Origin of the sequence: Acetobacter estunensis (assembly GCF_011516945.1) — a bacterium.
GTDB lineage: Bacteria > Pseudomonadota > Alphaproteobacteria > Acetobacterales > Acetobacteraceae > Acetobacter > Acetobacter estunensis.
Genome location: NZ_WOTH01000002.1, coordinates 13,755 through 25,944, shown reverse-complemented (window position 1 = coordinate 25,944; position 12,190 = coordinate 13,755). Strand labels below are relative to the sequence as shown.

Annotated in this window: 13 protein-coding genes and 1 tRNA gene; 7 read left to right on the top strand and 7 right to left on the bottom strand. The window is 60.6% G+C overall.

Annotation, left to right across the window (positions count from 1 at the left end; all coding sequences use genetic code 11):
• Window positions 1-14 precede the first annotated feature (14 nt).
• Window positions 15-497: a hypothetical protein gene (locus GOB87_RS16695; RefSeq protein WP_242006090.1), complete on the bottom strand. Its 483-nt coding sequence runs from the start codon at window positions 495-497 to the stop codon at window positions 15-17.
• Window positions 498-661: 164 nt separating this feature from the next.
• Between GOB87_RS16695 and GOB87_RS01260 the strand changes: the two genes are divergently transcribed.
• Window positions 662-1,276 (top strand): DedA family protein, encoded by a 615-nt coding sequence (locus GOB87_RS01260; RefSeq protein ID WP_166312736.1) that lies wholly within the window; start codon window positions 662-664, stop codon window positions 1,274-1,276.
• A 183-nt stretch (window positions 1,277-1,459) separates the two neighbouring features.
• Window positions 1,460-2,524, top strand: a complete 1,065-nt coding sequence (locus GOB87_RS01255; protein WP_166312872.1) for a D-alanine--D-alanine ligase — start codon at window positions 1,460-1,462, stop codon at window positions 2,522-2,524.
• 4 nt (window positions 2,525-2,528) lie between these two features.
• On the opposite strand, the gene GOB87_RS01250 is transcribed toward GOB87_RS01255, so the two are convergent.
• Window positions 2,529-2,990, bottom strand: a complete 462-nt coding sequence (locus GOB87_RS01250) for an MlaD family protein (RefSeq protein ID WP_166312735.1) — start codon at window positions 2,988-2,990, stop codon at window positions 2,529-2,531.
• Between the two features lie 208 nt (window positions 2,991-3,198).
• Here GOB87_RS01250 and GOB87_RS01245 point away from each other — a divergent pair, with 208 nt between their 5' ends.
• The 3 genes from GOB87_RS01245 to GOB87_RS01235 all read left to right on the top strand — a co-directional run bounded on the left by GOB87_RS01245 (window position 3,199) and on the right by GOB87_RS01235 (window position 5,827).
• Window positions 3,199-4,068 carry an undecaprenyl-diphosphate phosphatase gene (locus GOB87_RS01245; protein ID WP_166312734.1) on the top strand — a complete coding sequence of 290 codons (870 nt, stop codon included), beginning with the start codon at window positions 3,199-3,201 and terminating at the stop codon, window positions 4,066-4,068.
• A 164-nt stretch (window positions 4,069-4,232) separates the two neighbouring features.
• Window positions 4,233-5,660: an APC family permease gene (locus GOB87_RS01240; RefSeq protein ID WP_166312733.1), complete on the top strand. Its 1,428-nt coding sequence runs from the start codon at window positions 4,233-4,235 to the stop codon at window positions 5,658-5,660.
• A 92-nt stretch (window positions 5,661-5,752) separates the two neighbouring features.
• Window positions 5,753-5,827 (top strand) — tRNA-Met (locus GOB87_RS01235).
• 20 nt (window positions 5,828-5,847) lie between these two features.
• On the opposite strand, the gene GOB87_RS01230 is transcribed toward GOB87_RS01235, so the two are convergent.
• The 3 genes from GOB87_RS01230 to fabI all read right to left on the bottom strand — a co-directional run bounded on the left by GOB87_RS01230 (window position 5,848) and on the right by fabI (window position 9,112).
• Window positions 5,848-7,080 carry an acyl-CoA dehydrogenase family protein gene (locus tag GOB87_RS01230; RefSeq protein ID WP_166312732.1) on the bottom strand — a complete coding sequence of 411 codons (1,233 nt, stop codon included), beginning with the start codon at window positions 7,078-7,080 and terminating at the stop codon, window positions 5,848-5,850.
• 98 nt (window positions 7,081-7,178) lie between these two features.
• Window positions 7,179-8,255 (bottom strand): chorismate synthase, encoded by a 1,077-nt coding sequence (gene aroC, locus GOB87_RS01225; protein ID WP_166312731.1) that lies wholly within the window; start codon window positions 8,253-8,255, stop codon window positions 7,179-7,181.
• Between the two features lie 20 nt (window positions 8,256-8,275).
• A complete protein-coding gene (fabI, locus tag GOB87_RS01220) occupies window positions 8,276-9,112 on the bottom strand; it encodes an enoyl-ACP reductase FabI (RefSeq protein WP_166312730.1) in 837 nt (278 codons plus the stop codon).
• 122 nt (window positions 9,113-9,234) lie between these two features.
• Between fabI and pdxH the strand changes: the two genes are divergently transcribed.
• Window positions 9,235-9,861, top strand: a complete 627-nt coding sequence (gene pdxH / locus GOB87_RS01215) for a pyridoxamine 5'-phosphate oxidase (protein WP_166312871.1) — start codon at window positions 9,235-9,237, stop codon at window positions 9,859-9,861.
• Here pdxH and GOB87_RS01210 read toward each other — a convergent pair.
• Entirely contained in the window at window positions 9,852-10,271 is a 420-nt protein-coding gene (locus GOB87_RS01210; protein ID WP_166312729.1) for an NUDIX hydrolase, read from the bottom strand. The genes pdxH and GOB87_RS01210 overlap by 10 nt on opposite strands.
• 178 nt (window positions 10,272-10,449) lie before the next feature.
• On the opposite strand from GOB87_RS01210, the gene GOB87_RS01205 reads away from it, so the two are divergent.
• Window positions 10,450-11,328 carry a universal stress protein gene (locus GOB87_RS01205; protein WP_166312728.1) on the top strand — a complete coding sequence of 293 codons (879 nt, stop codon included), beginning with the start codon at window positions 10,450-10,452 and terminating at the stop codon, window positions 11,326-11,328.
• A 10-nt stretch (window positions 11,329-11,338) separates the two neighbouring features.
• Here the strand turns inward: GOB87_RS01205 and radC are convergent, their stop codons facing one another.
• The gene (radC, locus tag GOB87_RS01200; protein WP_166312727.1) at window positions 11,339-11,953 is read right to left on the bottom strand and encodes a RadC family protein; all 615 of its coding nucleotides are present in this window, start codon (window positions 11,951-11,953) and stop codon (window positions 11,339-11,341) included.
• Window positions 11,954-12,190: the final 237 nt, after the last annotated feature.

Here is a 12,190-nt window from a genome sequence, read left to right as displayed (position 1 = left end):
GTGTGGCGCGTCCATCACGGTTTCAGGCGACGACGTTCGGCAATTCCGTACATGATGAAATGGCGGAAGGCCTCCAGACCTTTTTCCACGACATCCGGATTTGCAGCCAGATAATCAGCCGAATCGAAATAAGGATTGGGATTGCGGCCCTCTTTCGCTCCTGTTTGGCGGTAATGCTGCACCGGGTTCATCCCGGCCCGCCGCACATCGGGGTTGGTTTTCAGATACCACTGTGGGTCGAAATAGCGTGCTTCGGTCGGAATGGCCCGCGCCTCCTCCTCACTCAGACAGACAATGGTGACTGTCGGACGAATCTGGGCTTTCGCCACCACTGCGGACTCGGCTGCGTGAACAGGTCGCCGCCGGACACCAAGCGCTGCGGGCGCCTTTCGCCCGGTAACGGCCCGCCGCAATGCGGTGAGGCGCTTCGCCCCTTGCGGCGGCAGATCGGGAATTTCACGGGCAATCGCGCTGATAGAACAGAAAGTATCGGGCAAACCGTTGGTCCTGCGGCAATGACGAACAACCGGGGCTGACTAACGCAACCCGAGAAAAGGAATAATGATTCATTAACACAAAGAGTCGGCCACAGGCAGGCATGATCCCTCTCGATCATGCGATGCGAGTTGGAGATTGTCGCCGGACATGCAAAGAGCAGGGCATGTCCCTTGCTTCCTCCGGCAATCTGGGCGCATGGCTGGAAGCGGCCTCCCACGAGCCGCTCGCTCAGGCGCTGGCGATCCTGCTTGGCACCTTTATCCTCGAAGATGGCGCAACCATCCTGACCGCCATTGCCGTGGGCGATGGTGTGGTGGCGCTCCCGCTTGCGCTTGCTTCCCTGTATGTCGGCATCGTCACTGGAGACGCGGGCCTGTACGGACTGGGGCGACTGGCCGCTTTCTGGCCGCCTGCCCGCAGATGGGCACCATCCGGACAGGAAACCGTACGCATGGGCGACAAACCAGCGACGGGCTGGTGGCGGGGCGCCGCCCTGTTCCGCGTGATTTTTGTCTGCCGCTTCATTCCCGGTACGCGCCTGCCGATCTACACCGCATCGGGATTTTTCGCGGCCGGTTTCCGTGTGTTTCTGCTCGCTACAATCGCGGCGACCTTCATCTGGACCAGCACGCTGTTTGCCTTATCGCTGAAAATCGGTCAGGTGCTGCTGGATGCGCTGGGAGCTTGGCGCTGGGTCGGGGTGGCCGGGTTTGTGGTCGCCATCTTTCTGGTCGGGCGACATATCGCCCGCATGCAGTCTCCAACGTCACGGGTTTGAGCCACGATGGACCAGTTACACGAAATCGAGCTTACGCCCGACAGCACTCTCTCCATACCGGACATCACGCCCTCGGACGCTCCTTCTCCCCTTTCCAGTCTCGCCAGCGCAAAGGCACCCGCTCCGCCCATGGAAACACCACGCCGCCGGACGTCGCGCGCCCGCAAGCTGTTCGATTCTGTCATGGGGCGCGGAAAAGACGAACACGAACCGCTCAGCTTCTTCGAGTTCTGGCCCGGTTGGCTCTTCTACACTCCCATTGTCGCATACTGGATTGCCATGGGTGTGCGGTATCGCGACTTCGGGATGCCCACAGCCGCGAATCCGCTGATTTCCACCGGCGGCCTCTGCGGTGAAAGCAAGAGTTCCATCCTCGATATGGCCGGTCCCATCGCCCGGCAGTTCATCGCTCCATGGGTCGTGCTGGACACCGACACCAACGATCTGGCGCGGGCCCAAGCCGCTCTTGCTGCGGCTGGGATTTCCCTTCCCGTGGTGGTGAAACCCGACATCGGGTGCAACGGTACGGGTGTGAAGCTGGCGCGGACCACAGACGCGCTGGCGCTCACACTAGCGGAATTTCCCAGAGGCGTGCGGCTTGTGCTTCAGCGTCTCATCCCATGGGAGCATGAGGCCGGACTGTTCTATATCCGCCACCCTCAGGAAGACTGCGGTCAGATCACATCCCTCACTTACAAGGATGTGCCAGCGTTAACGGGCGATGGGCGTTCGACTGTCGCGGAACTGCTCGATGCCGATCCCCGCACACGCCTCCTGCCGCACATTTATCGCCCCCGATTGGCGGACCGGCTCAATGATGTGCTGCCCAAAGGACAGACTCTGCCACTCGTATTCACGGGCAATCACTGCAAAGGCGCGATCTTCCGCAATGGAGCAGCGGACATCACACCAGCCCTGACAGATGTGCTCAACCGCATCCTGCGCGATATCCCCGAGTTCCATTTCGGACGCATCGACGTAAAATTCCGATCGGAAAGCGCCCTGCGCGAAGGCAAGGATTTCGAAATCATCGAGATCAACGGTGTTGGGTCGGAGGCCACCCATATCTGGGACGCTCATACGACGCTGCGCGAGGCCTACGCGGCGCAGTTTCATCATTATGGCGAGGCGTTCCGGATCGGCGCGAAAAACCGGGCGCGGGGCTGGAAATCGACATCCCTGCCCGCAGGCATCCGGCAGTGGCGCGAGCAGAAGCGGCTCCTGCGTTCCTACCCCCAGAACGACTGAAACATCACTCCGTCGGCAGACCACCATTACCAAATATGTAGTTGCTCACCTGCTGCTCCAGACTCAGCGGCTCGCGCGTGTGCGTCAGCACGTCACCCGCCTTGACAAGCTGCGTCGATTTTCCCGGCTCGATCATCAGCGCATTGTCACGTGACAGCGTGGGCGCACCGACCGTCAGCACGCTGTCCACCGGGAAATGCAACGTATCGTTCACCTCGAACGCCACCACAGCCATGTCTGTCTGTGGATCGAGGTGAATGGAGGACACGCGACCGACCGTCACCCCTGACAGGGCGACATCAGCGCCGCGCGCAAGCCCGTTGGCGGAGACAAATCGCGCCGACAGCGGATAGCGCGGCACGCCATGCCCCGTCTGCATGCTGCGGGCATAGATCCCAAAACCGGCGGCAATTCCCAGCACAAGCAGGCTGAACACGGCGGTACCGGTCTGACGATTATGACCCATGCGATATGTCTCCCTCCAGGAAGCGCGTTTCTCCACGCACTAATGGCGGAGGGCGACAGAACGTCAAGCCGAGGAAATGCGTGGGGGCTGGTATCGTTTTTTCGCAGCCCACGTTAATACACTCTTTAAGTCGTTCGACTCCCTCTCGTCATTACCGTGCCTGCAACGATCATCGTCACGCATGCACGCAACAAACAGGTTTTTGCACATGACGCTGTTGCAGGCTTTGGTCATCGCCATCCTTCAGGGGGCGACGGAACTCTTTCCTGTCAGCAGTCTCGGCCATGCCGTACTTCTTCCGGCCCTGCTCCACTGGCCTTTCAATGAAAGCGACGAGACGTTTCTGCCGTTTCTCGTCATGCTGCATCTGGGCACATCCGTTGCCCTCTTCGTGTTCTTCTGGCGTGACTGGGCGGCCATTTTCAGTGGACTGTTCGGACGCCATGGCAGTCGCTACCGGCTGGAAAGTCTGCGCATCCTGTTCCTGCTCGTCATCGCCACCATTCCCGCCATTATCGTGGGCGGACTGTTCGAGCATCTTCTGCGTCACCTCTTTGGTTCTCCGCTGCCTGTTGCCGGCCTGCTGGTGGTCAACGGTCTGATGCTGCTGACGGTGGAGCGCCTGCGCTCACGCCTCCCGACCAAAGCAGCCTCCATAAACGAAGCGGCTGATCGTCCCATTGCCAGTCTCTCGGCACAGGACGCCTTGGTAATCGGCTCTTTCCAGTGTCTGGCCCTCTTTCCGGGCATCTCGCGCTCGGGTGCGACCATCGCCGGTGGCCTGCTGCGTGGATTGCATCATGATGTGGCGGCCCGCTTCTCGTTCCTGATGGCCGAACCGGTCATTCTGGCGGCCACCGCCCACCAGCTTTTCAAAATGCGGCATATGACCGTCACGTCCGAACAGATTCATATCGGACTGATTGCAGCCGTCGTCTCCGGAATCACGGCCCTGATCTGCACGGCTGTCCTGATGCGTTACTTCCGCAATCACGATAATTGGGCGCTCGCGCCTTTCGCGGTTTACTGCATCCTGATGGGTATTGGCTCGTTCGCGGTGCTGCACGGCGTTCACTGACGCCCGACTCTGCAACGGTCATCCGTCCTGTCTGTCGGACAAAAGACGCGATCGCGCCTTTTGCGAATGAAACAGACACGGACAGTCGCCCGGAGGATGTAAGAATTATCCACATTCCACCCGCCGCTCCCGCCAATAGCGAGATTGGGGAAGCCTCCGGTGACATGACGCTGCGACGCACGCTTGGACCGGTGCAACTGACCATGCTGGGCGTCGGCTCCACGATTGGGGCAGGTATCTACGTGATGACCGGCACGGCAGCGGCCAATTACGCCGGTCCGGCCATTGTGCTGTCCTTCATGCTCGCGGGGCTTGCCTGTCTGTTCACAGCCTTTTCCTATGGCGAACTGGCAGCCGCCATGCCCGTTTCCGGCTCGGCCTATGGTTACGCGCGCCTCTCCTTCGGGCGGGCAGGCGCATGGTGGGTCGGCTGGCTCCTGCTCCTTGAATACGGAATCTCATGCTCGGGCGTCGCTGCGGGTTTCTCCGGCTATGCCACGAGCCTGCTGGCGGACTTCGGCGTGATGGTGCCGGACTGGCTGCACACCACCATGCTCCAGACAGTGACATCCGCCAGCACGATGCACGTCACGTTCTCACCGCGTCTCGATCTGATCGGTGCCGCCTGTGTGCTGCTCGTGACGTTCCTTCTCATGCTGGGCGTGCAGGAATCCGCGCGGATCAACACAGCCATCGTCCTGCTCAAAGTGGGCGTCCTGTTCGTGTTCGTGGCAGTGGGTATTCCCGCCATCCATCCGGCCCTCTGGCACCCCTTCATCCCACCCTATGAAGGGGGATTCCGTTACGGCGTGCCCGGAATCTTCCGGGCCGCTTCCGTCATTTTCTTTGCTTATGTCGGTTTCGAGGTCGTCTCGACCGCGTCGCCCGAAGCCCGTAATCCCAAGCGCGACGTACCGATCGGCATCATCGTCTCCCTCATCCTGTCCACCGTGATCTATCTGTGTGTGGCTCTGGTGCTGATGGGCGTCGTGCCATGGCGTACGCTCGACGTGGCCGATCCTCTGGCGCTGGCGGTCGATGCCATCGGTTGGCCGTCGCTGGTGCTTCTGGTCAAGCTTGGAGCCGTGATCGGCCTGTGTTCCGTGGTGTTCGGACTGCTTTATGGGCAAAGCCGGATTTTCTTCACCATGGCGCGTGACCGGCTCCTACCGGCCTTCTTTTGCACGCTCCATCCGCGCTACCGCACCCCCACGCACGGTACGCTCGTTCTCGGTACGATCGTGGCGCTCGCGACAGCTCTTCTGCCCATCGACATCATCAGCGATCTGGTCAGTCTCGGCACGGCAACAGCGTTCGCTGCCGTCAATCTGACCGCCATCATAGATCGCAACCGTCGTCCGGACGCGCCCCGGCCTTTCCGCATGCCGTCCGCCAGCGTCCAGATCAAAGGCATGACCATCGGCATCATACCCACGCTGGGCATCTTCTTCTCGATGGTCATGGTTTTTCCACTCGTCTCGGATATGCTCCTCGGTCTGTTCACCGGAAACCCGACCTCTGCGATTCTGCTCCTCGTTTACTTGAGCTGTGGGGCCGGAATCTTCCGGTTTTTTGGACGCCGCCATGCCTAGAGAGCTGTTTTCTCACGTCTTCCACGGCAAAATGCGCCCACCCGCTTGACGCGCCTGCGCCGGAAAGCTATTTCCCCGCTCACCGGCGCGATGGCGGTGTAGCTCAGCGGTAGAGCAGGGGAATCATAATCCCTTGGTCGGCGGTTCAAATCCGTCCACCGCTACCATCCGCCGGTTCTTTCCAACATTACTGATACAGCCCCGGTGGCGGCTCCCATCCCGTGAGCAGATGTCGGCCGATTTCCTCGTGCTTCCATTCCACCGGATCATGCAGAGACAACGTGCGAGCATCGCGCCAATACCGGTCGAATCCCACCCGTGCATCCGTCACCCGCGCCCCCAGAACGGACATGAGGTCGGACGTCGCACGCAGTGCAGACCATGTGGCACTGGACCGTGCTGCATAGGCAGACATTGCGACATCGGTGCGCGACACCTCCGCTCGTTCGAAAGCGTCCAGAAGCTCTGCCGCATTTCGCCCCAGAGCACAGGCCGCCGCCAACTCAGCACCGATTTCTCCAAACAGCCGCCGAACCAGAAGATCGTCACCTGCCCGCTCTACTTGGGCAGAGGGCCATGGCCGGCTTGTAGTCACTACAAAATCAGCCGCAGCATTCAGCGCACCCGCGCCGATGCCCAGAAGGATCATGGAAAACCCATTCTGGTAGCGCAGAGAACCATGAACGGGCGGCATTCGCCCCGGCGTCAGCGCGCTCCAGTCCGCACATGTGCGCAGGTTCTCAAACGTCACGCTGCCGGAATCCGTGGCGCGCTGCCCGAGGCGATCCCAGTCCTGCCCAATCGTCATACCCGGCGTTCCGGCCGGCACCAGATCCAACCGCATGGCCTGCTGTCCAAGATCGAAAGACGCCACGAGAATCAGATCCGCCCCAGCGGCTCCAGTTGCGTAAATCTTGCGGCCGTTGAGGACATACCCCCCCTTCCCATCCGGCGCGGCCGTCACCTGCCCGAACTGATCGACACTGCGCCCATTCTCGGCAATAGCAGCCCCTATGATGGCCCGGTCTTCACAAATGGCCTTCACCAATGTGGCGCAAAAGCGCTCCGACCCCACATCGAGCAGTTCGCGTGTCAGGTCGTCATGCACTTTGTATATCTGCGCGACAGCGGGATCGGCCCTGCCCAGTTCAAACATCAGATGTTGGGAAAGAGCCTGTGAAAATCCCAGGCCACCACGCGCCACAGGCACAGGAACCCGAAGAAAACCCGCAGCTTTCAGAGCGGCAATGGACTGTCGTGGATAACGCCCCTGCCGATCGTTCTCGGCGGCCATGGGCGCAATATCCTCACGGATGACGCGCCTGAATGTCTCCATTACGGATTTGTGCTGTTCAGGAACAGGAAAAGACGGAAGCAGACACCCCAACCGATCCGGCAGGTCATTGTCGTGCTGTTTCATCCTTTTCGCTCCCCTCGCGCCACAATGAGCGCCAATGATGGGGGCACATCGCCGCAGGACACAAGGCGGGTGGAGCGCTTAACGGCAGGGGGCGGCTTTCAGAAGTCTCCAACCTGTCCGCGGTGCCGCAGCAGATGATCGGCCAGCACACAGGCCATCATCGCCTCTCCCACCGGTACGGCACGAATGCCCACACAGGGGTCGTGACGACCTTTGGTGACGACCTGTACATCCTCACCCGCAAGGCTGACAGATGGTACGGGAATGAGCATGGAACTGGTCGGCTTAACGGCAAATCGCGCCACAATCGGCTGCCCGGTGGATATGCCTCCAAGAATACCGCCCGCGTGATTACTCTCGAACATGACCTGTCCATCATGCATATGCATGGCGTCTGCGTTTTCCGGACCGGTATAGGCGGCCGTCGCGAAGCCGTCCCCAATCTCCACGGCCTTGACAGCATTGATGCTCATCAACGCGCCAGCAAGGTCAGCATCCAGTTTACCGTAAATCGGCGCCCCCAATCCGGAGGGCACGCCTTCGGCCACCACTTCGATCACAGCGCCCACGGACGAACCCGCCTTGCGAATGGCGCCGAGATACTCTTCCCACACAGGAACGATTTCCGGATCGGGGGCGAAAAAAGGGTTCTGCCCCACCTCGTCCCAATTCCAGCGGTTGCGGCCGATTTCATGCTGACCGATCTGCACAAGAGCGCCCCGGATGCGCACGCCATCGCCCAGCACCCGGCGGGCCACAGCACCCGCCGCCACACGCATGGCGGTTTCACGCGCGGACGAACGACCCCCACCACGATAGTCGCGAATGCCATATTTGCTCTGATACGCCAGATCGGCGTGACCGGGACGGAACGTCTGGGCGATCTCGCCGTAATCACGCGAACGCTGGTCGGTGTTCTCGATAATGAGCGAGATAGGCGTGCCCGTCGTCATCCCCTCGAACACACCCGAACAGATGCGCACCATGTCCGGCTCGCGCCGCTGCGTGGTGAAAGAGGACTGGCCGGGACGACGGCGGTCGAGAAACGGCTGAATGTCCTGTTCGCTCAATGCGAGCCGTGGCGGGCAGCCATCCACCACGCAGCCGATGGCCGGACCGTGGCTCTCGCCCCAGGTCGTCACGCGGAACATGTGCCCGAAGGTGTTGTAGGACATCCCCGACCGCTCCCCGCTGCTTACTCGCCCGCGACCGAAATGTCGGGGGCGAGCGGATTTTTCATGCCCACGATGTGATAACCGCTGTCCACATGATGCACCTCACCCGTCACGCCACGCGACAGGTCAGACACCATGTAAAGCCCGGCGCCACCGACTTCTTCAAGCGCCACATTGCGCTCCAGCGGTGAATTGTACTGGTTCCACTTGAGGATATAGCGGAAGTCACCGATACCGCTGGCCGCCAGCGTCTTGATGGGGCCAGCCGAAATGGCGTTCACACGGATGCCGTCACGGCCCAGATCGGCCGCCATGTACCGCACAGAAGCCTCCAAGGCCGCCTTGGCCACACCCATGACATTGTAATGCGGCATGACACGCTCGGCCCCGAGATAAGACAGGGTCAGAAGCGAACCGTCATCTTTCATCATGGCGGCTGCGCGCCGGGCGACGGCCGTGAAGGAATAGCAGGAGATATCCATCGCAGTGAGGAACGCCTCGCGCGGCGTATCCACGTAGCGTCCGCGTAGATACTTCTTGTCGGCCCAGCCAATGGCATGCACCACGAAATCGAGCGTGCCCCATTCCTTTTCCAGCACGGAAAAGGTCTCATCGATGGCAGCATCATCCGCCACATCGCACGGCAGAACCAGTTTGGAGCCAATGCTCTCGGCCAGCGGCAGAACCCGCTTGCCAAGTGCCTCACCCTGATAGGTGAAAGCCAGTTCACCACCCTGCGCCGCAACCGCCTGCGCGATGGACCATGCGATGGAGCGGTCATTGGCGACCCCCATCACGAGCCCCCTTTTCCCGCGCATCAGGTTACCGGTTGCGGGAGCGGTGGTATGCTCGGTCATCGAAAAACCTCGACTGGCTGGAATGGTGACAAGATGGCACGGGTCGTTGCACAACCAGCGCGCGGGAACAAGTCCGCGTGACCGAGAATCCCCTCACGCATCATGTCGAACGGAGACACGCCATGGCCGCCACTGAGCCGAATGTGGACACCCTGCCCCTGATCGACCTTTCTTCCGATCCGTTCGATCTCTTCACGAAATGGATGAAAGACGCCGAAGCCTCGGAACCGTCCGATCCCAATGCCATGACCCTCGCCACCGTCTCCCCGGAAGGACGGCCTTCGGCACGCATCATCCTGCTCAAGGGTTTCGATCGTGAAGGCTTCCGATTCTACACCAACCTTGAAAGTCGCAAGGGACGTGAACTGGAAACAACACCGGTCGCGGCTCTACTGTTTCACTGGAAAAGCCTGCGGCGGCAGATCCGCATCGAAGGAACAGTGACTTCCGTGACGACAGCCGAAGCGGATGCCTATTTCGCCACACGCCGCCGCCTCTCCCAGATCGGCGCCATCGCCTCCGATCAGTCCCGCCCCCTGCCCGACCGTGAGACGTTCGAGCGCCGCATCCATGAGGTGGAGGAGCGCTACGAAGGCAAGCCCGTGCCACGTCCGGCCGACTGGTCAGGTTTCTGTCTGCGTCCCGAGCGCTTCGAGTTCTGGCAGGAACGCCCCTATCGCCTGCATGACAGGGCCATCTGGGTAAACCACGGCAAGGCCGCGTGGGAGGTCACGCGTCTTTACCCCTGAGCATGTCCCCGGGCTTCCAGCGCACGGATGGCGACGCGCGTCGCCTCCGTAAGTGGCTGAGGCAGTGCGTCCAGCGGGAACCAGTCAAACGCCGCATGTTTGTGAGGCTCCATCAGGCGCGGCTCTCCCTCAAAAGCCGTGACAAGATAGACCGGCGCAACCCAATGCGTCCCCTGCTCACGATCGATCTGGTCCACCACGCACAGCAGATCGCGGGGTGAAATGTCGAGGCCGAGTTCCTCGGCAACCTCACGGCGCACGGCGGCAGGCAATGTCTCGAATGGATCGACCTTGCCGCCCGGCAACCCCCAGCATCCTTCTTCCGGTGGCCGCTTGCGTCTGAGCAAAAGAACGCGGCCCCTCTCAATGATGGCAGCGCCACATCCCACCCGCGCTTCACTCACTGTCATGCACTCCCTCTCGATGCGGCTCGCAGCAAGCGATCACGCATGACTTCGATCATGCGACGATTTCGCACAAGATGCGGACTGGGCATGTAACTAATGCCCCTTTCCGGCGTTGAAGTTCCATCGGGGAAAAGTCCGTCCCCCACCTGCCCTCACACTGACTGCTCAGGAGAATAAAAAAATGAAACAGGTGAGCAAAATTCTTCTCCCCATCAGTGGCCTTCGCAATATTGAGGCTGCCTTTGTGCTGGGGGCAAACTTTGCACGGCGTTTTCAGGCTCATCTCGCGGTTCTGCATGTCCGCTCCGACGGGCGCGACATCGCCCCGCTTGCAGGAGAAGGCCTGACCGGCGGCATGGTGGAAGAGCTGATCGCTTCCGCCGAGCGCGAGGGCAATCGACTGTCTCGTGAGATACAGCAGGCTTTTGAATCTTTCGGTGCCAGAACACCCGATATCGAAGTGGTTCCGCCACGCATTCCATTCCCTCAGGGTCGCCCGAGCATGAGCTTCAACATGTTTCAGGGACCGGAGCACGAGATCGTCCCGTGGCACGCCCGTCTTTCGGATTTCACGCTCGTCCCTCACCCCGACACAGGCGATGACGTGTCCTCGTCGGAAGCCCTGCATGCCGTTCTGTTCGACAGCGGACGCCCGGCCGTCATCGCGCCACGAGAACCCTTACGGCATATGGTCAAACGCGTGTGCATCGGCTGGAATGGAACGGCGGAAGCCGCGTCCGCCTTGCGGGGTGTGTTGGCATGGGCCAGCACTGCGGAACGGGTGCGCGTGCTGCACTGCAACGACTATCAGCGGCGTGGACCCGATGCCCGCGAAGTCGTGGACTATCTTTCGATGCACGGCATCGCTGCGGATCGCGTCGAGTTTTCCGCAATCGATCGCGATATTGGACGCGGGTTGCTCGCCGCCTGTCAGGATTTTGGCGCGGATATGCTCGCGATGGGCGCTTACTCCCATTCCCGTCTGCGGCAGCTCATTCTCGGCGGTGTCACGCGCCATATTCTCGAGAACAGCACTCTGCCTGTGCTGATGAGTCGCTGACGGTCTGTCTTCACATCCGGTTGGTATCGGCAAAGCTCAGCCACTTGCCGTTACCGACAATGATATGATCGCGCACCACGATCCCGAACACAGTTGCGGCGGCGGCCACCTGCTTCGTCATTTCCACATCGTCGCGTGACGGGGTGGGATCGCCGCTTGGGTGGTTGTGGACGAGGATGAGTGCTGCCGCCTCCAGTTCCAGCGCCCTGCGCACCACTTCACGCGGATAAACCGGCGTGTGATTGACCGTTCCGCGCGCCTGCGATTCATCGGCAATCAGACGCCCTTCACCATCCAGAAAGAGAATGTGGAACTGTTCGATCACTTCCCGCGCCAGCACAGCCGCGAGATAGATGTGCAGTTGGTCGCGGTGGAGAAGAACCTCACAATCCTCAAGAGAAGCCCGCTGCAAACGCACCGCCGCCTCCCGAAACACTTTCAGCGCTGAAAGCATATGCGGCCCCACGCCCATGACGGACCGCAATGCCTGAGTGGGAGCCGCCAGAACGGATGGGAACGAGCCAAAGCGTTCCAGAAGGTTTTCGGCAAGGATGGCCGGTTGTTCATTCCGCGGCATGGCAAGGCGGATCAACCGGATCAACGACTCCCGGTCATCCTGCGACATCGCCTCCCGGGACTCGCTGCGATCGTTCAATGCCCGCGTTGGTTGGGGCCGGGGAATCTGGATTGCAGATGTGGTCTGGGATGCGGAACGGGTCACGTACTACGTCACATGATGGGGATCGTTACGTTGCCCAATATCATCATTTCTTTGCTCACATAGTCCAATGAACGTCAAAATGGTTTATAAAAAGCCCATATTATCAATATTAATACCGTAAATTATTTTTATTACTTGTCA

Bases quoted from the DNA above. Each gene is read 5' to 3' on its own strand.
- GOB87_RS01240 (WP_166312733.1), top strand. From the start codon at position 4,233: ATGACGCTGCGACGCACGCTTGGACCGGTGCAACTGACCATGCTGGGC.
- GOB87_RS01250 (WP_166312735.1), bottom strand. From the start codon at position 2,990: ATGGGTCATAATCGTCAGACCGGTACCGCCGTGTTCAGCCTGCTTGTG.
- GOB87_RS01255 (WP_166312872.1), top strand. From the start codon at position 1,460: ATGGGGCGCGGAAAAGACGAACACGAACCGCTCAGCTTCTTCGAGTTC.
- GOB87_RS01205 (WP_166312728.1), top strand. From the start codon at position 10,450: ATGAAACAGGTGAGCAAAATTCTTCTCCCCATCAGTGGCCTTCGCAAT.
- GOB87_RS01210 (WP_166312729.1), bottom strand. From the start codon at position 10,271: ATGACAGTGAGTGAAGCGCGGGTGGGATGTGGCGCTGCCATCATTGAG.
- GOB87_RS01260 (WP_166312736.1), top strand. From the start codon at position 662: ATGTCCCTTGCTTCCTCCGGCAATCTGGGCGCATGGCTGGAAGCGGCC.
- GOB87_RS01230 (WP_166312732.1), bottom strand. From the start codon at position 7,080: ATGAAACAGCACGACAATGACCTGCCGGATCGGTTGGGGTGTCTGCTT.
- radC (WP_166312727.1), bottom strand. From the start codon at position 11,953: ATGTCGCAGGATGACCGGGAGTCGTTGATCCGGTTGATCCGCCTTGCC.
- pdxH (WP_166312871.1), top strand. From the start codon at position 9,235: ATGGCCGCCACTGAGCCGAATGTGGACACCCTGCCCCTGATCGACCTT.
- GOB87_RS01245 (WP_166312734.1), top strand. From the start codon at position 3,199: ATGACGCTGTTGCAGGCTTTGGTCATCGCCATCCTTCAGGGGGCGACG.
- aroC (WP_166312731.1), bottom strand. From the start codon at position 8,255: ATGTCCTACAACACCTTCGGGCACATGTTCCGCGTGACGACCTGGGGC.
- fabI (WP_166312730.1), bottom strand. From the start codon at position 9,112: ATGACCGAGCATACCACCGCTCCCGCAACCGGTAACCTGATGCGCGGG.